Below are 26367 nucleotides of genomic sequence, written 5' to 3' on the forward strand. Positions count from 1 at the left end.
TTTTATAGGTTATTTTTAAGTGCAAGGCTCAATTGATGTAGGTGTCCGTCAAGTTTCTGCTTCGCCTTTGCTGCTTCTTCAAACGTTACATATTTAAACTCAACAGTATCTAAAGGTCTAAATTGTGCAAATTGATGTAAGTCGGCTTCAATAACAGTGCCTAAAAGCGGATAGCCCCCTGTGGTTTGGCCATCATTTAGTAACACAATAGGCTCTCCATTTGGTGGTAGTTGAATACTCCCAGGACTCACCCCTAATGATGGCAAAGAGTGCGAATGCCCCAAATTATTTTTATGCTCAAGCCTTACGCCCATTCGGTTGCTGTTACTACTAACTTTAAATGCGGTAGATACAAAGTTGCTAAGTAAAGGCTCGCCTAATAAATTAGCATGAGGGCTTTGGTGCAGTCGTATAAGCTTGCGCTGGGCGGGAGCCATTGCGCCTACTTTTATAAACTCTCCATAATAAGGAGTAATAGGTATTTCATCACCAGTAGTGAGAGCTCTACCTTCAATACCAGCAAAACACGCGTTTAAATCTGTAGATTTAGAGCCCATAACCTCGGTATTTTGTATACCGCCTTTCACTGCTAAATAAGCTCTTAAGCCGGCTCTACCAGTAGCAAAGTTCAGTACTTGTTTGTTTTTTACTGCATATGTCCAGCCAGGATAAATTGCATGTCCATCGAGGGTTGCTTGCAAATCGGCACCATGCAGTGCAATTACTGTGTCGCAAGTAAATTCAAGCTCGCACAAACCAACGGTTATTTCTAAAACTGCATCATTGTCGTTATTGTTAAGTAATCTATTAGCAATTATTTGTGCAATGGGGTCCAAGCTACCCGCTTTGCTTACACCTAAATGGCGGTAGCCTTCACGGCCAAAATCTTGAATTGTAAGCAATACACTACTTTTAAGTACTTTAATCATGATTTGCTCCTTTATTAACGAGCGGAACAAATTCAAGCGTATCGCCTGGTTGAATTAAACAAGGTTGCTCAGAGGTCGAATCAAACAAAGCAGTATCTGTATGACCTATTATATGCCAACCACCTGGGGTATCTGCGGGGTAAATTCCGGTTTGTGCAGCACCTATCGCAACAGATCCTTTAGGAACTTTAATGCGAGGCTCGTCACGCCTTGGTGTATGTAATTGCTCATTTAAGCCATGTAGGTAAGCAAAACCGGGCTGAAAGCCTAAAAATAAAACGTGGTACTTGGTGTTACTATGAATATTAATAACTTCATCGGCACTTAAATTATGATAGCGAGCCACGTAATTAATGTCCTCACCCTTGTAGGTTGTTTCGATTAAGTGATGCTGCCCCTTAAATGTACTCGTTTTAATATCATTCCACAGCGAAGGTAGCACTTGTAACCACTGTTTTAAGTGTTTATCTGATTTTAAATAAAGAGTGAGCGAGTTCATGGCGGGCACCAAATCGCTAAATTCATCAGTGCTTTTACAGTGGCTAGTTAAAGCCCAAATTTTCTTTTGAATAGAGAGTCTATCTGTAGCGTCTAAATGCGATGCATCAAACAGTAAGCTACTGTTTGTTAATGCATAAATATGAGGAGCTGGCTTCATTAAATAAACCTATTTGTACAACATAATTTAAACGTAACACAGTTTTACTAATTTATTTACACCATTGCGACTAAGTGGTTATTTTTATTTGCTCAGCTTAGTTTAAGAGTATTTTTATATTCAATTAATCGTATTTAACTTATTGAGGACTAAAACTTAATACGCTTCGTACTAAATAAGTAATTAGCTTGAAATGAAAATTAAGATAAGGAGGTCTTAATTAGCACGCACTTGTTTATGAGGTACTTTATGAAACACCAGCATTTATTATATTTATCAGGCGCTGCTATTATATTTAGCGCAGGCAGTTTTGCTTTATCTATGGAAAAGGTTGAGCACAGTAATGTCGAAGCAACCATGCATGTAGAAACTATTGTACTTGGATCCGGTTGTTTTTGGGGAGCCGAAAAACGCTACGAAGCGCTTAATGGCGTTATAGATGCTGAGTCGGGTTACGCTGACGGCAAAGGCTTTAAAGCAACGTACAGAAACATTACTGATCAGTCTCGTCGTTTTGACGAGAACAATTATGCTGAAGTTGTACAAGTTATGTATAACAGCAATATAATTTCAGCAGAAGATCTATTAAAAAACTATTTTGAAAGTCACGATCCTACGCAAAAAAATCGCCAAGGGAACGACATCGGTACGCAATATCGTTCAATCGTATTAACGACTACCGATCCGCAGGCTAAAGTTGCAGAGCAAGTTAAGTCGAAATATCAGCAACTTTTAACTGATGCGAGCTACGGCAAAATTGAAACAGTTATTAAACCGCTTCAAGGCTTTGTATCGGCAGAAGAGTATCATCAAAATTATTTAGAAAAGAATCCTAATGGCTATTGCCCAGATCATTCTACCGGTGTTGTTTTTAATAAAACACCCGTAGAAAAAGTAGATAACACTGCTTTATTAGCAGGAAAGCAAATCGTAGTCTTAGATTCACGTGAATACTGCCCATACTGTGAAAAATTCAAAAAAGCAGTCGCAAATGATTACAAAGGGACAATACCAATGTCGTTTCGCCATGCTGACCAACTTGATGATTTAACTATTAAGTCAGCCACGTGGGCAACACCGACCATTTTGTTTTTAGAAAATGGCGTTGAGGTATATGGCCGTCAAGGTTACGCAACGCCTGAAGAGTTTTATAAAGCATTAGGCGCTTTTAAATTAGGTAACAGCGATGCTTACAAAGTTGCATTTGATGCGCGAACAGATAGACCTTACTGTAAAGAGTACAAAGAGTTTAAAAATACACCTGACGGTACTTTTGTAGATAAATTAAGTGGTGAGCCACTATTTGATACAAGCGATAGGTTTAACTCAGGTACTGGTTGGTTGTCGTTTACTCATCCAGTAAAGAACAATGTAACACAGCATGACGACAGTAGTTGGGGTATGACTCGCATTGAGCTTCGCTCAAAAAGTACTGGTATACACTTAGGGCACTTGTTCCCAGGTGAAGGTCCAAGAGGGCGCGATCGCTATTGTATTAACGCAACCGTACTTGATTTTGTGCCGCGAGATAAAAGTTAAATTAAAATTATTCCAGACATAATTTAATTTTCAAAAAAATATTAGGGCGTGTTGATCTTTGTGGATTGAAATTTGTTCAATCTAGGGGCGATTAAATCGCGGCGTGAGGTTTGTAACCTAGCGGGCTAAGTAAAAACCGAGCAAAGCTTCCGCGTCCTGCTCACGCCCCTTACCTACATCCCTGTCTCTTATACACAAGTCTTTGAATATCGTTAAGTCTGTGATCTAATCGATCATCATCACTCATAGATTTATCATATGCACACAAACACTTCTGAAGAATGGGCTCAATTAATTTTTGGTAATGCTAATTTAGGAGATCCGAGACGCACCCGACGATTAGCTCTACTAGCAAGCGATATGGCTGAGAATGCAGACAGCTCAATTGTTAAGGCTTCTGATACACCCGCAAAAATTGAAGCCGCTTATCGTTTCATTAGAAATGAGAAAATATCCCCTCAAGCGATTGCCGATTCAGGATTATCACAAACGAGTGAAGCGGTAAAGCAGTTGCCTATGGTTCTCGCTATCCAAGATTGACATTTAAACACAGTGTTTGCAAAGAATTAGGCGATGTGAACTGTGCAAATACATTAGGAAAACCATCAAAAACAAGAACGCTATATGCGCATTCAACTTTAGCAATTGATGCAGATACGGAGCACGTTATTGGTTTACTCGACCAGTACTATTGGTTTAGGAAATCAAAGGTTAAAGGGACTAAAGATCAACAACAGCAACGCCCTTACGAAGAGAAAGAAAGCTATCGCTGGCAACAAACATTAATGGATATAAAAAAACGTACAGGTGAATTATCAAATATACTTAACATCTGCGACAGAGAAGCTGACATTTATGAGTACATGACTTACCAAAAAGATGAAGGGCATCGATTTTTAGTCAGAGCAAAAGAAAATAGAAAATTAATAGAGCCTCAATGCAATCTCAATCAGTTAATAGAAACAGCGCAGGGTCAGTGTTGTTACACTATTAATATAGCGCAACGTGCGGGAAGAAAAGCGCGTCAGGCCCGAATTACATTGAACTATCAACCTATAACACTCGCCAAGCCTAAGCGAGTACAAGGGCAAGAATCACCGACATTGAGCGTCAATGTCATTGTCTGTCAGGAAAAAGAAAGTACGCAAAAAAATCCATTATGTTGGATTTTATATACGACAGAGCCCGTAAATACAGCAGAAGATGCCCAGAAATTAGTAAGATACTATGAACTTCGCTGGCGTGTAGAGGAGTTTCATAAAACATGGAAAACAGATGGAACCGAAGTAGAAGATTTACGTTTGCAGCACAGTGATAATATTTTACGAATTGCGATCATTAAGGCGTTTATTGCTGTCAGGTTATTACAGCTGCAAAATATGGCGCAAAGGAGTGAATTAGACAAAGAAGTGAGATGTACAACTTGTGTTAAAGAGATGACGTGGAAATTACTATGGGCAAAGGTTGAAAAGGATGTGTTGCCGGATAAAGTACCGTCTCTCCATTGGCTATACTATAGTTTAGCGAAATTGGGAGGGTGGTATGACAGTAAAAGAAATGGTCGAGTTGGCGTAAAAGCACTCTGGAAGGGGTGGTTGAAATTAGCAGAAATGGTCGAATCTGCCGAATTGTTAATATCAATTCAGCAGACAGAAAAGTTGTGATCAAGAGACAGACCTACATCCATGTAGGCAACAAAGAGTTAATCGCCCCTAGAAAGAACCCAAAGGGCAGCACATGTTTGGTATTTATGCTGCGTTATCGCCTATTTATGGGGAATAACCACACTACATAGGCTCTGCCTTGCCTAAAAAGCCAAACAGCCTGCTGCAAATTCAACCACGAAAGGTCAACACGCCCTAGTAAGCTTTAACTTACTAGGGTTTTAATAGGAGCTGTTGAGCTTTTAGGATTAAATTCGTTCTATCTAGTGGGGGGAATCGCGGCGCAAGGTTTGGTACTTATACTTTGTGAACGGCTATGTATGGCTAATATCAACACATTATAAGTTTTGTTTTGCCTAAAAATAAAACATGCCGTTGAAAATTAAATCTTTTGAGATAACAGTTCCTAAAGTATTTAACTTATATTCTATATATATTATGTAGTTGCAAGTAAATAAAAATAGCTCAAGCTAAGTCACCACCTAACTTGAACTATTTTTCACACTGACAATATCTTCACACACAATATAAAGATTCTGCTTGCTACAATTTCGTAGTCTTGTATTACAAATCATGTGGTATGAGCCAAGAATAAAAACAGTTCAAGCTAAGTCACCACCTAACTTGAACTGTTTTTCACACTGACAACATCTTACACACACAATATAAGATTCTTTTAACTGCAACATTTGAGTCACTAAAACCCAAAAAGTTGCATTTATTACTCTTTATGAAACAGTTAAATTGAATTTTTTCGAGCTTATAATGTAACTTTAGTATTTAACCTTATTTTCGACAAACGATAAAAACGAAACCAATGGGTGAAAAAAATTAAACTATAGACTTTAGTCTAATGCGTGGCGCTAAGTTTATGTATTTAATTAAAAAATATTATTCATATTTGCAGGGAGTTATACAAATCTGCTTATATATGGGGTCTATTTAACGTTAAGAAAATTACGCTAGAACTAGGCAAAAATTTTTGTATCTAGTTGTTCTCGGCAATTGCTCCCTGCATTGCTCTACCTCCTGCATCCATGCAGTCGTAAATAAAAAATTTTTAACGACGTTATAGTGCAATTTAATTCGTTAAATTGATCAAAGATTTATGCCGGTTGGTATTAGACGAATTCAGTAATACAACACACAGTATGTTGTATTACTGAACTCGTCTAATCGGGGGTTATTCTTGGATTTTTCTAAACGTATTTACAACCCACTTCGCAAATAAATCAAGTGGGTGATTAGGTGTGTTGGATTCGTGTTGTACTAAGTAGTATTTATCTTTAGTTGTTAAAGGCTGTTCAAATAATTTATACAGCCACTTCTCATCTAACCAACTTTGACTAATTGGCAGTGGAATAAGCGCAATGCCCATGCCTTGCTGCGCAGCACGTGCTACACCAAACATACTGTCTATTTGGATAATTTGCGAAGGAGAAAAGTCATCAATGCCTGCTTTTTCAGCCCATTGATGCCACGCCCAAGGACGCGCTTTATGTAGAATTAGCGGAACTTGGTTTAATGCTTTACGATGATCATTTTTCCACTGGTTGAGCAGTTTTTCATTACACGCAGGGATATATTCAAGATTAAATAATTCAGTTACTAAGCCTTCAGTAGGTTTACTAGAGGACAATACAATAGATAAATCGCTATGCCGTGTTATTTCTTTGCGTGTTTTAAGCGTATCCATTTGTAAATTAATATTAGGATGCTCTGTCGTCCACTCACTTAATTTAGGCATAAGTAGTTCGCTTGCAAAAAACTCAGGCAAGGTAATTGTTAAATTAGTGTTTTGTTGCATCTGACTAAACTCGTTAATGGTACCTTCTAACATGGTAATGATAGGAGATACGGCATCAAAAAAGTTTTTACCAGCTGTTGTTAAACTTATTGAACGTGTTTTACGCTGAAAAAGTTCAATACCAAGCTGTTCTTCAAGTTGTTTTATTTGATGGCTTACTGCCGAAGGTGTTAAGTACAGCTCATTAGCTGCATGCTTAAAACTTAGGCTTCTTGCTGCAAAGCAAAAAGATCGAAGGCCACGAATAGGAGTTTGCATGTTTTCCAGTATTAAGTTGTTTGTATAGCCTAGTATAGGCAAAAATCGAACCAGTTAGTAATGTTAGTAATTTCAACAAGTTAAAATTACTCATAGAGCAAGTTCACAAAAGTGGTGCATGATAACAACAAAGTAGTGCAAATGCTCTAGCTAACTAATCATCTATTTATGCAATTATTATAGATAAAAATTTACTACAGATGTATGAATTAGCCTAAAAATAATGCAAAAGGACAAAAAAAATCCCTCTTGCGAGGGATTTTGGGTAACTCAGCGCCATTGGCACTGGGAATGAGGTCGGTACAGGGTAAAGCGTTATTTTTAAGCTAAAGCCTAAAAAACCATTTCTGGAACTTCACCGTCAACAAGTAATTTACCTGCTGTTTTACTAATGATTTCATCAACAGATACGCCCGGAGCACGTTCTAATAGATGAAATGCGCCGTCTTTAACTTCTAATACGGCTAAATCTGTTACTATTTTTTTTACGCAATTAACGCCAGTAAGCGGTAAAGAGCAGGCCTCTAATAGTTTAGAGTCACCATGCTTACTTGCATGGGTCATGGTAACAATAATATTTTTCGCGCCAGCGACTAAATCCATCGCGCCACCCATGCCTTTAATCAGCTTTTTAGGGATCATCCACGATGCGATGTTGCCGTTCTGGTCAACTTCAAATGCACCCAGAACGGTTAAGTCTACATGACCACCCCGTATCATGGCAAAACTATCTGCACTATTAAATATGGCTGCACCTTTGGCTGCTGTCACGGTTTCTTTACCCGCGTTAATCATATCGGCGTCTAGATCTGCTTTAGTGGGGTACGGGCCCATGCCTAAAAGGCCATTTTCGGACTGTAACATAACTTCAATATCATCTGGTACATAGTTTGCGACGAGTGTCGGAATTCCTATGCCCAAATTTACGTAGTAACCATCTTGAAGTTCTTGTGCAACGCGCATTGCAACTTGTTCACGTGATAATGCCATAATTATGCTCCTGCTTAATCTCGTGTTGTTACACGTTCAATGCGTTTTTCAAAGCTGCCTTTAATAACGCGATTTACAAAAATACCCGGGGTATGAATTTGGCTTGGCTCAAGCTCACCCGGTTCTACAATTTCTTCTACTTCGGCAACGGTAATTTTGCCTGCTGTTGCAGCCATTGGATTAAAGTTCATGGCGGTGTGTCTAAACACTAAATTACCAAAGCGGTCGGCTTTCCACGCTTTAACAATAGCAAATTCGCCCGTTATAGATTCTTCTAAAATATACGGGCGACCATTAAACTCTTTTACGTCTTTGCCCTCAGCAACTGGAGTACCGTAACCGGTGGCGGTGTAAAACGCAGGTATACCCGCGCCACCAGCTCGCATTTTTTCAGCAAGTGTGCCTTGAGGCGTAAGCTCTACATCAATTTCGCCACTTAATAACTGCTGCTCGAATAGGGCGTTTTCGCCAACGTACGAGGCAACTACTTTTTTAATTTGTTTGTCTTGTAATAAAATACCTAAACCAAAGTCATCAACACCACAGTTATTAGATACTACAGTTAAGTTTTTTGTTTGCATGTGCTTAATTTGTTTAATTAAGCCCTCAGGAATACCACATAAACCAAAACCACCGGCAATAATGGTATCGCCGTCTTTTAATCCTTCCATTGCAGCTTCGTAACTAGAAACTACCTTATCAAAACCGGCCATGAGTCTCTCCTCATTGTGTGCTATTTGTTGTTAATTATCTTTAATCATCATTTTATAAGATAGCCATTTAACCTGAACTCTGGTTAAGAGATTTACTAACTTATGAATCAGGGTGATATTTAAGTTTATTTTCTCTAGCCAAAGATTTTCAGTGAAAACAAGGCGAATTTACGCGTCAATAGCTGGCCTATTGCAAGTAAATTCAACGTAGTTAGTGCTGAAAATAGCTGCTCGAGATAGATTTATTATCCAGAGCTCAGGTTATTTAGTGTGTAGTGCCACAGATACTTTGCTCACAGGTTGCTTACCAAGTGCTTTGGTTATTTCCCAGCCAGCGTCACTTAACCTTTGTAAATCAATTCCATGCTCAATGCCAAGCCCTTGCAGTAAGTAAACGACATCTTCGGTGGCAACATTTCCTGACGCCCCCTTAGCATAAGGACAGCCACCAAGGCCCGCAACTGCCGCGTCAACCGTTGCAATACCTAGGCTTAAAGCTGCGTAAATATTTGTGAGCGCTTGGCCGTATGTATCATGAAAATGCACCGCCAACTTGGCTTTATCAATGTGCGTTAAAAGTAACTCGATTAACTGCGTTACTTTTTTTGCGGTGCCTACACCTATGGTATCGCCAAGGCTTACTTCGTAACAGCCTAAATCTAATAGCTTTTGCGATACATTCAGTACTGCTTGCGGGTTAATTTCACCCTCATAAGGGCAACCTAGCACACAGCTTACATAACCACGTACACGAATATTATTAGCTTTAGCAAACGCCATTACTTCGCTAAAACGTTCAATACTTTGCTCAATTGAGCAGTTTATGTTTTTTTGACAAAACGACTCACTCGCAGCGGTAAATATGGCAAACTCTTTAATGCCGACAGCGTGCGCTGCATGTGCGCCTTTTAAGTTAGGTGTAAGGGCGCTTAAATTTACATCGGGTAAATTAAGGGCTGATATTACATCCGATGAGTCTGCCATTTGCGGCACCCATTTGGGTGACACAAACGCGCCAGCTTCAATATCTTTTGAGCCAGCAGCACTTAAGGCGTTAATAAGTGTTACTTTATCGGCTGTACTGACTATTTTTTCGTTTTGTAAGCCGTCTCGCGCGCCAACTTCAACAATACGAACTTTACTTGGAAATGCACTCATTATGCTTCCTCAGTCGTATCTTCTACTATCGCAAGTAGAGCGCCATGCGTGACTAATTCGCCTTCACCAAAACAGTAGCTTTTTAAAATTCCGTCATGCGGTGCGTTAAGCGTGTATTCCATTTTCATGGCTTCAATAATTACAACCGCATCACCTTTGGTAATTGTGCTACCAATGTCGATTAAGTGCTTAACTACCGTGCCATTAAGCGGCGCGGCAAGTGGCAGTGCTTCGCTTTCGTGCGAACTAATATAATGTTTATCAACTAGTTCAAGCTTAGTTTGCAGTGCTTTATTCATAACAGTGACAATATTGGTCGCAGTACTATTGCTCACGGTACTATTGCCTACATTATTTACATGCGCACTATGTTTTTCGCCATTAATAAATACACTGCAAAGACCATTATTTAATGAGCCTTGTAGGTTAAATACGTGCTCGTTATGCGTAATACTATAGCCCGCTGACGTTTTTATAGCGCTTAGCTGTAAATCGGCAAAAGGGACTTTAATTACTTGTGGTGCATTGAGTGTAAAACCGCTTAGTTGTTGCCAAGGGCTTGCACTGTTTGGCGCACTTTGTGTGCTAGTTAACGATTCTAAATAGGCAAACGCACCAATAAGTTGGCTTGCTTGCAATAACGATTCATCAACAGTAACTAACAAGTCGCCTTGCTCTGCAATAAAGTGTGTGCTTGGCGCACCTTGTTTAAACGTAGGGTGGCTTGCTAAATTATGTAAAAAGCCAATGTTAGTGCTAAAACCCGCTAAATGAAATTGCTCAAGGGCGTGTTGTAAACGGCTCAAGGCTTGTTCGCGATTGTCGTCGTGCACAATAAGTTTTGCAATCATCGGATCGTAAAACGGGCTAATTTCGTCGCCTTGTGCAATGCCTGTATCAATGCGTACAAATTCACTGTTAAGGGGTGTGTGTAACGCTTCAATAGTGCCCGAACACGGGATAAAGTCGTTAGCTGGATCTTCTGCGTATATACGCGCTTCAAAGCTATGACCCTGCAATTGAATATCGCTTTGTGTCAGTGGCAATGTTTGCCCGCCCGCAATATTAATTTGCCAATTGACTAAATCTACACCGGTTACCATTTCGGTCACTGGGTGTTCTACTTGAAGGCGCGTATTCATTTCCATAAAGAAAAATTCATCGCCACACAGTAAAAACTCAACCGTACCCGCGCCTCTATAATTTATAGCCAATGCACAACGTACAGCCGCTTCACCCATTTCTTTACGTAGTTCGTCAGATAAACCCGGAGCAGGGGCTTCTTCAATTACTTTTTGATGACGACGTTGCAAAGAACAATCACGGTCGCCTAAATAAACACAGTTACCATGGTTATCCGCAAATACTTGCACTTCAACATGGCGAGGCTGGTTTACGTAGCGCTCAAGCAATACTAAATCGTTACCAAAACCGGCAATCGCTTCACGTTGCGCACCTTGTAATGCGCTTATAAAGTCTTGTGCTTTTTCAACCACACGCATGCCTTTACCGCCGCCGCCAAAGGCCGCTTTAATGAGTACAGGGTAGCCAATTTTTTCAGCTTCACTTTGTAAAAAAGCAGGGTCTTGTTTATCACCATAATAACCTGGTACTAATGGCACATTAGCAGCTGCCATTATTTCTTTAGCGCGGGTTTTAGACCCCATTGCTTCAATGCTACTTGCTGGTGGTCCTACAAAAGCAATGTTATTAGCTTCGCAGGCTTTAGCAAATTCGCTGTTCTCAGATAAAAAACCATAGCCTGGGTGAATACAATCAGCGCCGCAGTCTTTGGCAACGTGTAAAATTTTGTCTGCTACTAAATACGAATCTTTACTAGGCGCAGCACCAATATGGTAAGCCTCGTCAGCCATTTTTACGTGCTGGGCATGTTTGTCTGCATCAGAATAAACCGCGACCGTGGTTAAGCCCATTTGTTTTGCGGTGCGTATTACTCGACACGCAATTTCTCCACGATTGGCAATCAGTATTTTTTGTAATCGTTGTGTGTTCATAATCAATCCTACAGTTGCCAAGCGGGTGAGCGTCTATCAAAAAAAGCAGTTAGCCCTTCTTGACCTTCTTCAGATACGCGAATTTTTGCAATACGCTCAGCGGTAAGCTCAATGAGTTCATCGGTTATTGGTTTATTTGCTACATCGTTAATTAATGCTTTTGCGGCTTTTACTGCAACAGGTCCATTATCAATCAGTGTTTGCAGCATATTATCGACCGCACAGTCTAAATTACCGGTTACTTGATGAATTAAGCCAAGTTGCTTAGCTGTATGTGCATCAAACACTTCAGCCGTTAAAAAGTACCTGCGAGCAGCGCGCTCACCAATCGCTTTAATTACATACGGGCTAATAACCGCCGGAATAAGACCCAGCTTTACTTCGCTTAAACAAAATTGAGCATCGTCTTTACTAAGGGCTATGTCGCAACAAGCTATTAAGCCCAGAGCACCACCAAAAGCAGCACCTTGCACAGCGCAAATTGTAGGATGAAGGGAGCTTGCCAATACCTGCATTAATTTAGCTAATTGCATTGAATCAGCTAGGTTATCGGTGTAGTTGTTATCAGCCATTGATTTCATCCAAGCTAAATCAGCACCGGCTGAAAAGTGTTTACCCTCAGTTTTTAAAACCAAAGCACGAATATCAAGCGTATTTACATGTTCAATACACTGAATAAGTTCGTGTATTACTTCGCTGTTAAATGCGTTTCTTTTTTCTGGGCGACTTAACACAAGTACAGCCACATTAGATTTTGTTATTTGTAGTGTTACTGACATTTTGCGCTCCGGTTACATTCTAAATACGCCAAATTTCGAATCACGTTTTGGTGCGTTATTAGCAGCCGTTAACGCAAGCCCTAATACACTTCGCGTGTCGGCAGGGTCTATAATGCCGTCATCCCACAAGCGTGCACTTGCGTAATACGGATGACCTTGCTCTTCGTACTGATCAATAATTGGCTTTTTAAAGTCACTGATTTCTTGCTCGCTAATGCTTTGACCTTTGCGTGCTAAACCATCTTGTTTAACTTGCGCCATTACACCCGCAGCTTGCTCGCCGCCCATTACCGAAATACGGGCATTAGGCCACATCCACATCATGGTTGGTTCAAATGCGCGGCCACACATACCGTAGTTACCTGCGCCGTATGAGCCGCCAATAAGAACTGTGAATTTAGGCACATCAGCACACGAAACCGCCATCACCATTTTAGCGCCGTGCTTAGCAATACCTTCGGCTTCGTATTTTTTACCCACCATAAAGCCGGTAATATTTTGTAAAAACACTAAAGGAATATTGCGCTGAGCACACAGCTGAATAAAGTGCGCGCCTTTTTGCGCCGACTCACTAAATAAAATACCGTTATTAGCCACTATGCCAACGGGGTTGCCATAAATGCTGGCAAAACCGGTGACCAGCGTTTCACCAAAATAACGTTTAAATTCATCAAATGATGAGTCGTCTACTGTGCGCGCTATTACTTCGCGTACATCAAATGGCTTTTTGAGATCGGTGCCCACAATGCCGTAAAGCTCGTTTATATCGTATCGCGGTGGTTTTACATCATCTAGAAGAGGGGCTGTAGGGCGTGTGTAATTAATACGCTCAATACATTGGCGCGCAATAGAAAGCGCATGGGCGTCGTTTTCAGCGTAGTGATCGGCAACACCCGAAATTTTACAGTGCACGTCGGCTCCGCCTAGTTCTTCGGCGGTTACTTCTTCGCCTGTTGCTGCTTTTACAAGGGGCGGACCTGCTAAAAATATAGTGCCTTGATCTTTTACAATAATGCTTTCGTCTGCCATTGCAGGTACGTACGCACCACCTGCGGTACATAATCCCATTACCACGGCAATTTGTGGGATACCTTTACCTGACATACGGGCTTGATTGTAAAAAATACGACCAAAATGCAGCTTATCCGGAAATACATCATCTTGCTCTGGCAGATTTGCACCGCCCGAATCCACCAAATAAATACACGGTAAGTGGCAACGCTCTGCGATGTCTTGTGCGCGTAAATGCTTTTTAACGGTAAGCGGAAAATATGTACCGCCTTTAACCGTGGCATCGTTTGCAATAATCATGCATTCAACGCCTTTAACACGGCCAATACCGGCTACAACGCCTGCACAAGGTATTGCTTGTTCGTACACACCAAAGGCAGCAAATTGCGAAATTTCTAAAAACGGTGAGCCTTCATCAATTAATGTACTTATACGGTCGCGTACAAATAATTTACCACGGCCTTCGTGGCGCTCTTTTAATGCAGCGCCTCCGCCTTGGCTAATTGTTGCTACTTTACTACGTAAATCATCCACCAGCGCTGACATATTTTTATGGTTTTGCACAAACGTTGGATCGTGAGGATTAACGCTCGATTTTAAAATCGTCATGGTTTAATCCTTAACGGCTTTCAGTGAAAAGTTCGCGGCCAATAAGCATGCGGCGTATTTCTGATGTACCTGCACCAATTTCGTATAATTTAGCGTCACGAAGAAGACGGCCCGTTGCGTATTCGTTTATGTAGCCATTGCCACCTAAAATTTGAATCGCATCAAGTGCCATTTTAGTTGCAAGCTCAGCTGCGTATAAAATTGCACCAGCGGCATCTTTACGGGTCGTTTCACCACGGTCACACGCTTTAGCTACCGTATATACGTATGAGCGGGCAGCATTCATTTGTGTATACATGTCGGCTACTTTGCCCTGAATTAACTGAAATTGACCAATCGGGGTATCAAACTGTTTACGCTCATGAATGTACGGTACAACTATGTCCATACACGCTTGCATTATGCCAAGCGGGCCCGCTGCAAGTACTACGCGTTCGTAATCAAGGCCACTCATAAGTACTTTAACGCCTTCGTTTAAGTTACCTAAAATATTCTCTTCTGGCACTTCGCAGTTTTCAAATACTAGCTCACAGGTGTTTGAGCCGCGCATGCCCAGTTTGTCGAGCTTTTGCGCTGTTGAAAAACCAGGAAAGTTGCTCTCAACAATAAACGCGGTAATACCTTTAGCGCCGGCGTTTAAATCTGTTTTAGCGTAAATAACTAATGTGTGTGCATCTGGGCCATTGGTGATCCACATTTTATTACCGTTTAAAATGTACTTATCGCCTTTTTTTTCGGCTTTGAGTTTCATCGATACAACGTCAGAGCCCGCATTAGGCTCGCTCATTGCAAGAGCACCAATGTGCTCGCCACTAATAAGCTTTGGTAAGTATTTTTCTTTTTGAGCTTGTGACCCGTTACGGTTAATTTGATTAACGCACAGGTTTGAATGTGCTCCATAGCTTAATCCTATAGAGGCACTGGCACGGCTAATTTCTTCCATAGCAATAACATGTTCTAAGTAACCTAATCCTGCGCCGCCAAGTTCTTCAGATACGGTCATACCTAGTACGCCCATTTCGCCCATTTGAGTCCAAAGTTGATTTGGAAAAGCGTTATCTAAGTCCGTTTTTTCAGCAAGCGGGGCAATCTCCTGACTCGCAAAACTGTTTACGTGGTCGCGGATCATATCGGCGGTTTCGCCAAGGCCAAAGTTCATTTCTTTATATAGTGAAATAGTGCTCATGATTCATTCCTGTGTGACGTGTGTGTTGTCAGTGTGTTTTTATTTTAAAAATAAACTTACTCGTCTATTTTATTAAGCGTGTCTCTGCAGCGGCGCTCGGCCGTCACTAACTCCATAAGAACAACTTTAATGTCGTCCATTTGTTGAGATAGGTCTGCTTTTTTTTCTGAAATAAGGTCAAGCATAGTAACCAACTGCTTAGCGCTTGATTTATCTGCGTCGTACAGTTCAAACAAACGACCGGTTTCGGCCAATGTAAAGCCAAGGCGCTTACCACGTAATATTAGTTTTAAACGCACTTTATCGCGTTTTGAATAAATACGGGTTTGACCATTACGTTCTGGAGTAATTAACCCTTGGTCTTCGTAAAAGCGAATAGAGCGGGTTGTAATGTCAAATTCTTTAGCGAGTTCACTAATGCTAAATGTTTGTTCATTACTGGCCGGGATTTTGGCTGAGCTTGCAAAGTTTGTTTGATTATCTGGTTTCATAATTGTATTTACCTCATTCGAATAACCCCAATATAAGTGAAGTTTACGTAAAGGTAAAGCTTGGTGTGATTTGAAACTATTTATAAAGGGATGTTTAAGCGAGGTGTTGATTTATATTATTAATATTCAATGGGTTATTTTTATTTTGTCAGTGTAGTCTAACCGATGGAAAATAATCCTTACACTTATAAAACTAAAAATTAAGCTGTTTTTAGTTGACGTTGGCGTAAACGTTAGTATTGTGTAAGGGTATTGAATAATAAATGAATACTAAATTAATAGAGCAAATATACTAACAACTATTTGCATATAAATACAATGGAGTTAGTTATGACTTTAGAATCAGTGGTAATTGTAGCAGCAAAACGCACCCCAATGGGTGGTTTTATGGGAGCGTTAAGTGATGCGCAGTCTACCGAGCTTGGCGCTACCGCCATTGCCAGCGCACTTGCACAAACTGGTTTAGCTAATGATGCAATAGACGAAGTAATTATGGGCTGCGTATTACCAGCAGGCCTTGGACAAGCACCTGCACGCCAAGCAATGTTAAAAGCAGGCCTTGCACTTAGCACTGGCGCTACAACAATTAACAAAGTATGTGGCTCTGGTTTAAAAGCGGCCATGCTTGCAAACGATTTAATTAAAGCCGGCTCTATTCAATCTGCTATTGCCGGTGGTATGGAAAGCATGACAAACGCACCGTACTTTATTCCAAAAGCGCGTGGCGGTATGCGCATGGGACATGGCGAAATAAAAGATCACATGATGAGCGACGGCCTTGAAGATGCTTACGATAACAAAGCAATGGGTTGTTTTGCACAAGACACCGCCGATGAATACGGCATTGGCCGCGAGCAAATGGATGCGTTTGCATTAGGCTCATTAAGTAAAGCTAAAGCCGCGATACAAAATGGTAGCTTTGATAACGAAGTTGCACCCCATACAATGCAAACACGCAAAGGCGATGTAACAGTATCGATTGATGAGCAACCAGGTAACGCTCGCCCAGAAAAAATTCCTACCTTACGTGCAGCCTTTAAAAAAGACGGCACCATAACAGCCGCTAATTCATCGTCAATTTCAGACGGTGGCGCAGCGCTTATATTAATGAGCGAATCAAAAGCAAAAGAGCAGGGCTTAACACCGCTTTGTAAAATTGTGGCGCACAGCACGCATTCTCAAAAACCAAGTGAATTTACAGTAGCGCCAGTAGGGGCTATGAACAGCGTGCTTGAAAAAGCAGGTTGGGCTGTAAACGATGTTGACCTTTGGGAAATTAACGAAGCATTTGCCATGGTAACCATGCTGGCTATTAACGAGTTAAAACTTGATGAAAGCAAAGTAAACGTTAACGGCGGTGCATGTGCATTGGGTCATCCAATTGGTGCAAGCGGCGCGCGTATTTTAGTAACGCTAATTCATGCCCTTAAAAACCGAGGCCTTAAAAAAGGCATTGCGTCTTTATGTATTGGTGGCGGTGAAGCGGTTGCTATGGCCGTAGAAGCTTACTAATTACAGTTACATCAATAGCTAGACGAATACTTACACGAATAACTATAAAAGCGCTGCACTAATAATACTAACAAAGCAGCGCTACCAATTTTAAAAGAGAACACACAACTCACACACTAGGATTTAATCATGCACCAAGTACCACTACTTATTAATGGCGAATTTATTCAATCAGCATCAAAAGAGCTTATCGATGTTATAAACCCAGCAACTCAAGAAGTACTTGCACAAGTGCCATGTACCACAGAATCAGAAATGGACGCGGCAATTGCCTCAGCTTCTGAGACGTTTAAAACATGGAAAGACGTACCTATTACTGAACGTGCTCGCATTATGATGAAGTACGCTGCGCTATTGAAAGAACACCACGATGAGCTTGCTACCATTATTTGCCACGAATTGGGTAAAACATTTGAAGATGCAAAAGGCGATGTTTGGCGCGGTATTGAAGTAGTAGAACAAGCCGCTAACGCACCATCATTAATGATGGGTGAAACAATGGAGAACGTAGCGCGTAAAATCGACACGTATTCTTATATGCAGCCACTTGGCGTGTGTGCGGGCGTTACTCCGTTTAACTTCCCTGCAATGATCCCACTTTGGATGTTCCCGCTGGCTATTGTGTGTGGTAACACCTTTATTTTAAAACCGTCTGAGCAAGATCCACTTACACCAATGCGCTTAGCTGAGCTATTTATTGAAGCCGGTGCACCAAAAGGCGTATTACAAGTTGTTCACGGTACAAAACCACAAGTAGACCGCTTACTAGAAGATAAAGCAGTGCGTGCTATTTCGTTTGTTGGCTCGTGTGGTGTAGGTGCTTATATTTATTCTAAAGGCACACAAAATCTTAAACGTGTGCAAGCGTGTGTTGGTGCTAAAAACCACATGGTTATCATGCCTGATGCAAGTAAATCGCACGTCGTAAATAACTTAGTAGGCGCATCGGTCGGTGCTGCTGGCCAGCGTTGTATGGGTATTTCTGTTGCTGTATTTGTAGGTCAAGCAAATCAGTGGGTAGATGAAATTAAAGCAGGCTTTAAAAATGTACGCCCAGGCGTATGGGATGATGCAAACGCGGCATACGGTCCACAAACATCAAAAGCAGCAAAAGCACGTATTTTATCACTCATTGCCGGTGGTAAAGAGCAAGGTGCTACCTGTTTAATTGATGGTTCTGACTTTACGGTTGAAGGGTATGAGCAAGGTAACTGGGTCGGCCCAACGTTATTTACCGATGTAACCAAAGAGATGGATTTATACAAAGAAGAAATATTTGGCCCAGTACTGGCGTGTATGTTTGTAGACACGCTTGATGAAGCAATCGCACTTATTAACGACAGCCCTTACGGTAACGGCACCTCGTTATTTACCTCAAGCGGCGCAGTGGCTCGTAAATTCCAACACGAAATTGAAGTAGGCCAAGTAGGTATTAATGTGCCAATTCCGGTGCCTCTTCCGTTCTTTTCGTTCACTGGTTGGAAAGGCTCATTTTATGGCGATACTCACACGTACGGTAAACAAGGTATTCGTTTTTATACAGAAACTAAAACGATTACATCACGTTGGTTTGAAGACGACATTGCGTCGGGTCCAAACATGAGTATTAACTTAAAATAATCGTAATTAAAAAATGAGTAAATAAAAGAATAATTAATAAAAAAGATGGGCGCGAAGGCTACTTCACACACAACACACACATAAGCCTTCGCCGCTCGTCACAAACTATCCCTGTGACGGGAAACACTAACAACACAACTAACACAATTAAAGAGGTCTACCATGGACTTTAACTTATCAGAAGATCAACAAGCCTTTGCTCAAACAGCACGCCAATTTGCCGAGTCAGAACTTGCGCCCCATGCCGCAAAATGGGATCGCGAACATATTTTTCCTAAAGACACGATTAAAGCTGCGGGCGAGCTTGGTTTTTGTGGTTTATACACGCCAGAGGAAGCAGGCGGCCTTGGTTTATCTCGTTTAGATTCGAGCATTATTTTTGAACAACTTGCTATGGGCTGTACCGCAACAACGGCTATGTTAACCATTCATAATATGGCTACCTGGATGGTAGCAAGTTTTGGTACCGATGCCGTTAAAGACAAATACGTAGAGCAATTAGTAATGGGCGAGTTACTTGCCTCTTACTGTTTAACAGAGCCAGGCTCGGGCTCAGACGCCGCATCACTTAAAACCAAAGCCGTGCTTGAGGGCGATGAGTACGTTATTAACGGCTCAAAAATGTTTATATCGGGCGCGGGCGAAACCGAAGTATTAGTTGTAATGGCACGTACAGGCGGCGAAGGCGCTGCGGGTATTTCGGCATTTGTAGTGCCTGCCGACGCAAAAGGCGTTGAATACGGCAAAGCTGAGGAAAAAATGGGTTGGAACGCACAACCTACACGCCTAATTAGCTTTGAAGATGTACGCATTCCTGCACATAACTTATTAGGCGCAGAGGGAGAAGGCTTTAAATTTGCGATGCAAGGCCTAGATGGCGGCCGAATTAACATTGCCACATGTTCAATTGGTACAGCGCAAGCGGCGCTTAATACCGCCCGTGAATATTTAAAAGAACGTACACAATTTGGTAAACCATTGGCTGCGTTTCAAGCATTGCAATTTAAAATTGCCGATATGAACACCGAGCTTGTAGCTGCGCGCCAAATGGTAAGGCTTGCTGCATTTAAACTTGATAATAACGACGTTGAAAAAACCACTTACTGCGCCATGGCTAAACGCTTTGCTACTGATGTTGGCTTTACCGTGTGTAACGACGCACTGCAAATTCATGGTGGTTACGGTTACATAAAAGAATACCCGCTTGAGCGCCATGTACGTGACGTACGCGTTCATCAAATTTTAGAAGGCACTAACGAAATTATGCGCGTGATTATAGCGCGCCGTATTTTGGCTGAGTCTGCAAGCGACGTTTTATAAGGAGCAATGTATGTCAGAATCAAAATCTAATCCGAGTATTGAACTAACAACCGAAGGTCATGTTGCTATTTTAACGATGTCTAACCCGCCAGCAAACACTTGGACAAAAGACACCCTAGTTGATTTAAAAAATACCGTTAACGCGCTTAATAATAATAAAAATATTTATGCATTAGTACTGACTGGTGAAGGCGAGAAGTTTTTTAGCGCTGGTGCCGACCTAAACGTATTTGCTGGTGGCGATAAAGGCGTAGCCGCCGATATGTCGCGTGTATTTGGTGAAGCATTTGAAGCGCTTAGTAATTTTAGAGGCGTGTCGGTTGCGGCCATTAATGGTTATGCAATGGGCGGCGGGCTAGAAGTTGCGCTTGCGTGCGATATACGTATAGCTGAAGAACAAGCACAAATGGCCCTGCCTGAAGCTAAAGTTGGCTTATTACCCTGTGCGGGTGGCACACAAAATTTAGCATGGCTAGTTGGCGAAGGCTGGGCAAAACGCATGATTTTATGCGGCGAGCGCTTAAAAGCTGATAAAGCCTTGCAAATTGGCTTAGTAGAAGAAGTAGTACCACAAGGCGAAAGCTTTGCAGCGGCGTTAAAGCTTGCCAACCAAGTGGCTGATCAAAGCCCTAGCTCGGTAGCTGCGTGTAAAACATTGATTCAAAAAGGGCGTCATCAACCAATGGCAAGTGTATTGCCTCTTGAACGTGAATTATTTGTTGGTTTATTTGATACCGAAGATCAACAAGAGGGCGTAAATGCCTTTTTAGAAAAACGCCGCGCTAATTGGGTAAACGGCTAATGAGTGCTTTAACATTATTAAATAACGCCGATGAGCCCGTGATATTTGAAACCGCAACCGCAGAAAACGGCAGTTTAATAGGGCTTATTACACTCAATGCGCCAAAAGCGTTAAATGCACTTAATTTTGAGATGATCAAATTACTTGAGCCGCAATTGCAAGCTTGGCAAGACGATGATGCTATTGCAATGGTGTTGTTAAAAGGCGCTGGCGATAAAGCATTTTGTGCTGGTGGCGATGTTGTAAGCCTTCATCATGCAATGGCGCAAGGTAAACCAACAAGCCTAGTTGAAGAGTTTTTTACTCTAGAGTATAAACTTGACTACCTTATTCATACCTTTGATAAACCAATCCTTGTTTGGGGTAACGGCATAGTAATGGGCGGCGGCTTAGGGTTAATGGCCGGTGCTAGCCACCGCGTCGTAACTGAAACATCACGCATTGCCATGCCAGAGCAAACCATTGGCTTATATCCAGATGTAGGCGGCAGTTACTTTTTACATAAAATGCCACAAAGTGTGGGGCTATTTTTAGGGCTAACGTCGGCATCAATTAACTGTGACGACGCGCGTTTTGTATCGCTTGCCGATCACTTTATCGACAGCACTAAATATGATTCCATGCTTACGCAAATTTTAACTGCAAAGTGGGGCAAAACCGCAAGCTTAAATCATGAGCGTTTAACTAAGTTATTAAACGATTTAGACAACCAATCTGCGCGTATGCCAAAAGGCAATGTAAAAGCTAATTTAAAAACGATTCAAAAGCTGGTTGAATTTACAACCTTGCAGGAGCAAGTTGATTATATTTTAGGGTTAGCTACTGATGATAAATGGCTACAACGCGCCCAAAAGTCACTTAAACACGGATGCCCACTAAGCTGCGCACTCGTTAGTGAGCAATTAAAAACGAGTAAAGGCAAAAGCTTATTAGCGTGTTTTAAAATGGAGCTGGGTATGTCGGTTCGCGCTGGCGAAGTAGGTGAATTTCAAGAAGGTGTAAGGGCGCTATTAATAGATAAAGACGGCACGCCAAATTGGCAATACAAAACACTTAGTGATGTACCACAAACAATAATCGACAGCTTTTTTGCTAATCGCTTTGGCGAAAACCACCCACTCAATGGCTTAGACACACCAACACACAAATAAAGGAAAGACGATGACTAAACTCAATATCGGTTTTATCGGCTTAGGCAATATGGGCGGCCCAATGGCGGCTAACTTAATTAAAGCTGGACATACTGTGAGTGTGTTCGATTTAAACCAGTCGGTCGTAAATGAACTTGCAAGCAAAGGCGCAAAAGCAGCAATTGATGCAAAGCAGTGCGCAACCAATGCTGACGTACTTATTAGTATGTTACCTGCAGGCAAGCATGTTAAATCGCTGTATTTAGGAAATAACGACGACAGCGGCTTAATTAACGTGCTAAACAATAATACATTAGTAATTGATTGCTCAACAATAGATGCAGAATCAGCACGCACTGTAGGCAGTGCACTTGGCAAACAAGGCATAAGCTTTGTAGATGCACCGGTATCGGGCGGTGTTGCAGGGGCAACCGCAGGCACACTTACTTTTATTGTAGGCGGCGAAAAAGCCGCGTTTGATAAAGCACATACAGTGCTGAGTGATATGGGTAAAAACATATTTCATGCAGGCGATATTGGCGCAGGGCAAGTAGCAAAAATATGTAATAACATGCTACTTAGCATTTTAATGGCAGGCACCAGCGAAGCACTGCAAATGGGTATTAATAACGGCCTCGATCCTAAAGTACTTAGCGACATAATGACCGCAAGTTCTGGCCGTAACTGGACGCTTGAACTTTACAACCCTTGCCCAGGTGTAATGGATACAGCCCCTGCTAGTAACGATTACAAACCAGGCTTTATGGTTGATTTAATGGCTAAAGATTTAGGCCTTGCCATGGAAGCCGCGCAGCAAAGTAATTCATCAACCCCAATGGGTTCAATGGCTAAAAATTTATACACTATGCTACAGCACCAAGGTGCGGGTAGTGATGACTTTAGTGCCATTTTTAAACTGTTTTCTAAGTAGGAGCAACGCGTGGAAATTAAAAGTAACACGGTAGTAATAACCGGAGGCGCACAAGGTTTAGGTTTTGCAATGGCGCAAAAGTTTGCACTTATGGGTGCTAACATTGCTTTAATAGATATGGCACAAGACTTATTAAACAACGCATGCGAGCAATTAACGCAGCTTGAAGGTGTAACCAGCAATATTAAAGGTTATGCCGCAAACGTAACAAATGAGAGCGAAGTAGAAAACGTATTTAATACCATCAACAGCGATTTTGGCCACATTGGTGTGCTTATAAACAACGCCGGTATTTTACGCGACGGCATGTTTATAAAAGCTAAAGATGGCAAAGTCGTTAAAAAAATGTCTCTTGAGCAATTTCAATCAGTGATTGATGTAAACCTAACCGGTGTGTTTTTAGCAGGGCGGGAAGCTGCAAGCCACATGATTGAATCAGGCAAAGGCGGCGTTATCGTTAATATGTCGAGCGTAGCGCGAGCAGGTAACATAGGCCAAACAAACTACGCAGCATCAAAAGCAGGCGTGGTGGCACTTACGACCACATGGGCTAAAGAACTTGGTCGATTTGGTATACGCGTAGGCGCTATTGCACCAGGTGTAATAAGTACCGCCATGACCGACGCCATGAAGCCCGAAGCCAAACAACGTATGCTTGCAGTAACGCCAGTAGGGCGCTTAGGCGAAAGCGACGAAATTGCGCATACTGCACAATACATAATCGAAAACGACTTTTTTACCGGTCGTGTGGTTGAAATAGACGGCGGCATTCGTTTGTAAACCGAACTGGATTAAGGTTGATTAAAAGCATGGCTATTTTGGGCTGTGCTTTTTTGTTTTAAATCGGGGAGTTTATAATCTTGAAAAAGGGCTGATAACTCCATTAGCACCTTGTTGTAGTACATGGGTATATATTTGTGTAGTACGCACGTCGCTGTGACCTAGTTGTGTTTGTACTGTGCGTATATCAGCGCCGCTTTGCAGCAAATGCGTAGCGAATGAGTGGCGCAAAGTATGTGGGGTAACGTGTTTGTTAATATTTGCATCAAAAGCGGCTTTTTTAACAGCGCGTTGTAATTGCTTTTCATCAATATGATGGCGCCTTAACTGTTTACTCTCAGGATCAAGATTTAGGGCCTGTTTATCTTTCGAGGTTAAATTTGCAGCAGTGTGTTTGGTATTTAGGCAAGGCAGAGCCTATGTAGTGTGTTATTCCCCATAAATAGGCGATAACGTGGAATAAATGCCAAACATGCGCTGCCCGAAGGGTTCTGTCTAGGGGCAATTTACTCTTTGTTACTCGGTTTTTACTTAGCCCACTAGGTTACAAACCTCACGCCGCGATTAAATAGCCCCTAGATTGAACAAATTTTAATCCTGAAAGGTCAACAGGCCCTGATTTATGTGATGAAAATAAATATTGCCAGCCTAGCTGTCTATTGTGGTTTGGATACTTTTTACGTAACAAATGCGGCATATACGCACCGCAATACAAAGGGTTTTTAAGATCTAACTGTAGATAACTATCAACTAATTGTATTTGGGAACGCAATTACGGTGTTAGCTCTACGGCAAGGGTTACAACACGATTTTTGCCTCCTTTGCCATCACAAATTCGAATGCAGTTATAGTCAAAGTCAATATCCTGTACTCGTAAACGCAGTACCTCCATTAATCGCATACCACTGCCATAAAGAAGTGCACATGCTAAATAATGCTTTGCAATACAGTGTTTAAATAGCGCTGAAACCTCTTTCTAAGTAAGTACAACGGGTAATTTTCTTGGGCGTTCACTTTTTACAAAAACTAAAGATAATGAGAGGGGGCTCTTAATTATTTCTTTATATAAGAAACTTAATGCATTTAATGCCTGAGTTTGACTGCCTTGAGCTACATCTTGCGAGTTTACTAAATGGTTTAAATATAATTCCACTTGGGTGTCTCCCTTAGAGCTTGGTGTTGCATATTATTAAAGCGGATATAGCCAGCTATCCAAAAAAGATAAGCTTCAATAGTGCTCTTTGCATACCGCTTGCTATACATTTGGTCTTTAATCATGGTTAGAAACAGAGATTTCATAAACGATATTCAAATTAAAAAGGATGCTGTATGTATAGACAGTTAATGATGTTTTGTCTAATAACATTATTAAAAGTCGTTTTGGTGTATTTTAACAACGATAATTTTATAACTTGCGTAATAACTTGTTTACATTGAAGTTATTTAGTGGAATTATTGAGCCATGTAATATACGCCGTTTTGGGGTTTTATAACCCCCCAAAGTGGTGTTCAATAAGCTGTTATGCATTAAATTCAGAATATGGAGGTTTTCGTGGACAGAAAAGTATTTAAATTGCCTTTTACAATAGTTGCTATACAAGACTGGCAATGTCCTACCTGTCAAAAAGGACTTTTGAGAATAAAAGAAGGTACATTTTTTAGTGAAGAAACATCTTTATCAAAAAAAGCACATGATCATGAAGCTTGGGATCCTGATTGGATCTCATCTGTATATTCATGTTTATTAGAATGTTCAAATAATTCATGCAAAGAGACAGTATCAAATACAGGAAAAGGATTTGTCGATTGGGATATAGAGCACGACGAGCATGGCTATCCTGAGCAAGTTTACGGTGATTTTTTCAAGCCATTATTTTTTCACCCTCATTTAAAGTTAATATCTGTACCTGATAACACTCCTGATGAAGTTAAGAAAAAATTAAACGACTCATTCCAATTATTTTTTAGTTCGCCTTCTGCCGCTTCTAATCATGTAAGAGCTGCTATTGAGTCTTTGCTCAATAATTTAAATGTTAATAGATACCGAGTTTCAAATGGTAAACGACGTTTAATTAATTTACATCAAAGAATAGACCTTTTACCCGCCAAATATGTTGAACTTAAAGATTTACTAATTGCGGTTAAATGGCTAGGTAATGCCGGCAGTCACTCAGGCAAAGAGTTAACTGCTGATGATGTTATGGATGCATATGAAATAATGGAGCATATACTCTCTGAAATATACGAAAATAAATCTACTAAATTAAAAGCTCTAGCTAAAAAAGTTAACAAGGCGAAAGGTCCCAAGAGTTAATGCATAATCGGGTAGCCGGAGGTCTCTAACCTCCAGCCCCCACACCACCCATCATGCGGGTCCGCAATGGGCGGTTCATCTCCCGTAATGAATATTGATCCAAATATCTCTCAATGACACTAAACCTTGTGACGCTAAGTAGTCATTGCCT

Annotated in this window: 23 protein-coding genes and 2 pseudogenes; 11 read left to right on the plus strand and 14 right to left on the minus strand. The window is 41.2% G+C overall.

Annotation, left to right across the window (positions count from 1 at the left end):
- Positions 1-2: 2 nt before the first annotated feature.
- Both NRL14_RS14750 and pxpB read right to left on the minus strand, forming a co-directional pair.
- Positions 3-929 (minus strand): biotin-dependent carboxyltransferase family protein, encoded by a 927-nt coding sequence (locus NRL14_RS14750; protein WP_306725002.1) that lies wholly within the window; start codon positions 927-929, stop codon positions 3-5.
- Positions 922-1587, minus strand: a complete 666-nt coding sequence (gene pxpB / locus NRL14_RS14755) for a 5-oxoprolinase subunit PxpB (protein WP_007376580.1) — start codon at positions 1585-1587, stop codon at positions 922-924. Before pxpB ends, NRL14_RS14750 begins: the two co-directional genes overlap by 8 nt.
- A 249-nt stretch (positions 1588-1836) precedes the next feature.
- On the opposite strand from pxpB, the gene msrA reads away from it, so the two are divergent.
- The 3 genes from msrA (at position 1837) to NRL14_RS14770 (ending at position 4790) form a co-directional block, all read left to right on the plus strand.
- A complete protein-coding gene (gene msrA, locus NRL14_RS14760) occupies positions 1837-3126 on the plus strand; it encodes a peptide-methionine (S)-S-oxide reductase MsrA (protein WP_306725003.1) in 1290 nt (429 codons plus the stop codon).
- A 258-nt stretch (positions 3127-3384) separates the two neighbouring features.
- The gene (locus NRL14_RS14765) at positions 3385-3666 is read left to right on the plus strand and encodes a transposase DNA-binding-containing protein (RefSeq protein WP_306725004.1); all 282 of its coding nucleotides are present in this window, start codon (positions 3385-3387) and stop codon (positions 3664-3666) included.
- Between the two features lie 35 nt (positions 3667-3701).
- Entirely contained in the window at positions 3702-4790 is a 1089-nt protein-coding gene (locus tag NRL14_RS14770) for an IS4 family transposase (RefSeq protein ID WP_306725005.1), read from the plus strand.
- Between the two features lie 1183 nt (positions 4791-5973).
- On the opposite strand, the gene NRL14_RS14775 is transcribed toward NRL14_RS14770, so the two are convergent.
- The 9 genes from NRL14_RS14775 to NRL14_RS14815 form a co-directional block, all read right to left on the minus strand.
- Complete coding sequence (locus NRL14_RS14775; RefSeq protein WP_008135272.1) at positions 5974-6855, minus strand: LysR family transcriptional regulator; 882 nt, start codon at positions 6853-6855, stop codon at positions 5974-5976.
- A 333-nt stretch (positions 6856-7188) separates the two neighbouring features.
- Complete coding sequence (locus NRL14_RS14780) at positions 7189-7845, minus strand: 3-oxoacid CoA-transferase subunit B (RefSeq protein WP_008135271.1); 657 nt, start codon at positions 7843-7845, stop codon at positions 7189-7191.
- A gap of 14 nt (positions 7846-7859) precedes the next feature.
- Positions 7860-8558, minus strand: a complete 699-nt coding sequence (locus NRL14_RS14785) for a CoA transferase subunit A (RefSeq protein WP_008135270.1) — start codon at positions 8556-8558, stop codon at positions 7860-7862.
- 261 nt (positions 8559-8819) lie between these two features.
- The gene (locus NRL14_RS14790; protein ID WP_306725006.1) at positions 8820-9716 is read right to left on the minus strand and encodes a hydroxymethylglutaryl-CoA lyase; all 897 of its coding nucleotides are present in this window, start codon (positions 9714-9716) and stop codon (positions 8820-8822) included.
- Complete coding sequence (locus NRL14_RS14795; protein WP_306725007.1) at positions 9716-11731, minus strand: acetyl/propionyl/methylcrotonyl-CoA carboxylase subunit alpha; 2016 nt, start codon at positions 11729-11731, stop codon at positions 9716-9718. Before NRL14_RS14795 ends, NRL14_RS14790 begins: the two co-directional genes overlap by 1 nt.
- Before the next feature lie 8 nt (positions 11732-11739).
- Positions 11740-12510: an enoyl-CoA hydratase/isomerase family protein gene (locus NRL14_RS14800; RefSeq protein ID WP_306725008.1), complete on the minus strand. Its 771-nt coding sequence runs from the start codon at positions 12508-12510 to the stop codon at positions 11740-11742.
- A 12-nt stretch (positions 12511-12522) separates the two neighbouring features.
- The gene (locus tag NRL14_RS14805) at positions 12523-14130 is read right to left on the minus strand and encodes a carboxyl transferase domain-containing protein (protein ID WP_306725009.1); all 1608 of its coding nucleotides are present in this window, start codon (positions 14128-14130) and stop codon (positions 12523-12525) included.
- Positions 14131-14140: 10 nt separating this feature from the next.
- On the minus strand, positions 14141-15316 hold the full coding sequence (locus NRL14_RS14810) for an isovaleryl-CoA dehydrogenase (RefSeq protein ID WP_007376571.1): 1176 nt from the start codon (positions 15314-15316) through the stop codon (positions 14141-14143).
- A gap of 56 nt (positions 15317-15372) precedes the next feature.
- Positions 15373-15807, minus strand: coding sequence for a MerR family DNA-binding transcriptional regulator (locus NRL14_RS14815; RefSeq protein ID WP_002961872.1), 435 nt, complete (start codon positions 15805-15807; stop codon positions 15373-15375).
- Between the two features lie 330 nt (positions 15808-16137).
- Here NRL14_RS14815 and NRL14_RS14820 point away from each other — a divergent pair, with 330 nt between their 5' ends.
- The 7 genes from NRL14_RS14820 (at position 16138) to NRL14_RS14850 (ending at position 23902) form a co-directional block, all read left to right on the plus strand.
- Positions 16138-17319, plus strand: coding sequence for an acetyl-CoA C-acyltransferase (locus NRL14_RS14820; protein ID WP_008135263.1), 1182 nt, complete (start codon positions 16138-16140; stop codon positions 17317-17319).
- A 129-nt stretch (positions 17320-17448) separates the two neighbouring features.
- Positions 17449-18939, plus strand: coding sequence for a CoA-acylating methylmalonate-semialdehyde dehydrogenase (locus NRL14_RS14825; protein ID WP_182703247.1), 1491 nt, complete (start codon positions 17449-17451; stop codon positions 18937-18939).
- Between the two features lie 162 nt (positions 18940-19101).
- Entirely contained in the window at positions 19102-20259 is a 1158-nt protein-coding gene (locus tag NRL14_RS14830) for an acyl-CoA dehydrogenase family protein (protein WP_002961869.1), read from the plus strand.
- A gap of 10 nt (positions 20260-20269) precedes the next feature.
- Positions 20270-21061: an enoyl-CoA hydratase gene (locus NRL14_RS14835; protein ID WP_306725010.1), complete on the plus strand. Its 792-nt coding sequence runs from the start codon at positions 20270-20272 to the stop codon at positions 21059-21061.
- On the plus strand, positions 21061-22212 hold the full coding sequence (locus NRL14_RS14840; protein ID WP_306725011.1) for an enoyl-CoA hydratase/isomerase family protein: 1152 nt from the start codon (positions 21061-21063) through the stop codon (positions 22210-22212). Before NRL14_RS14835 ends, NRL14_RS14840 begins: the two co-directional genes overlap by 1 nt.
- Before the next feature lie 10 nt (positions 22213-22222).
- Positions 22223-23122 (plus strand): 3-hydroxyisobutyrate dehydrogenase, encoded by a 900-nt coding sequence (gene mmsB / locus NRL14_RS14845; protein ID WP_306725012.1) that lies wholly within the window; start codon positions 22223-22225, stop codon positions 23120-23122.
- A 9-nt stretch (positions 23123-23131) separates the two neighbouring features.
- Positions 23132-23902: an SDR family oxidoreductase gene (locus tag NRL14_RS14850; RefSeq protein WP_306725013.1), complete on the plus strand. Its 771-nt coding sequence runs from the start codon at positions 23132-23134 to the stop codon at positions 23900-23902.
- 72 nt (positions 23903-23974) lie between these two features.
- Here the strand turns inward: NRL14_RS14850 and NRL14_RS14855 are convergent.
- The 3 genes and pseudogenes from NRL14_RS14855 to NRL14_RS21085 all read right to left on the minus strand — a co-directional run.
- A pseudogene (locus NRL14_RS14855) lies at positions 23975-24256 on the minus strand (tyrosine-type recombinase/integrase); the annotation flags it as partial.
- A 418-nt stretch (positions 24257-24674) separates the two neighbouring features.
- Positions 24675-24848 carry a tyrosine-type recombinase/integrase gene (locus tag NRL14_RS14860; RefSeq protein WP_306725017.1) on the minus strand — a complete coding sequence of 58 codons (174 nt, stop codon included), beginning with the start codon at positions 24846-24848 and terminating at the stop codon, positions 24675-24677.
- Between the two features lie 30 nt (positions 24849-24878).
- Positions 24879-25201 (minus strand): annotated as a pseudogene (locus tag NRL14_RS21085) (site-specific integrase).
- Positions 25202-25454: 253 nt separating this feature from the next.
- On the opposite strand from NRL14_RS21085, the gene NRL14_RS14870 reads away from it, so the two are divergent.
- Positions 25455-26216 carry a DUF4145 domain-containing protein gene (locus NRL14_RS14870; protein WP_306725015.1) on the plus strand — a complete coding sequence of 254 codons (762 nt, stop codon included), beginning with the start codon at positions 25455-25457 and terminating at the stop codon, positions 26214-26216.
- Positions 26217-26367 lie beyond the last annotated feature (151 nt).

Origin of the sequence: Pseudoalteromonas sp. 20-92 (assembly GCF_030847595.1) — a bacterium.
In the GTDB taxonomy this organism is placed as follows: Bacteria; Pseudomonadota; Gammaproteobacteria; order Enterobacterales; family Alteromonadaceae; genus Pseudoalteromonas; species Pseudoalteromonas fuliginea.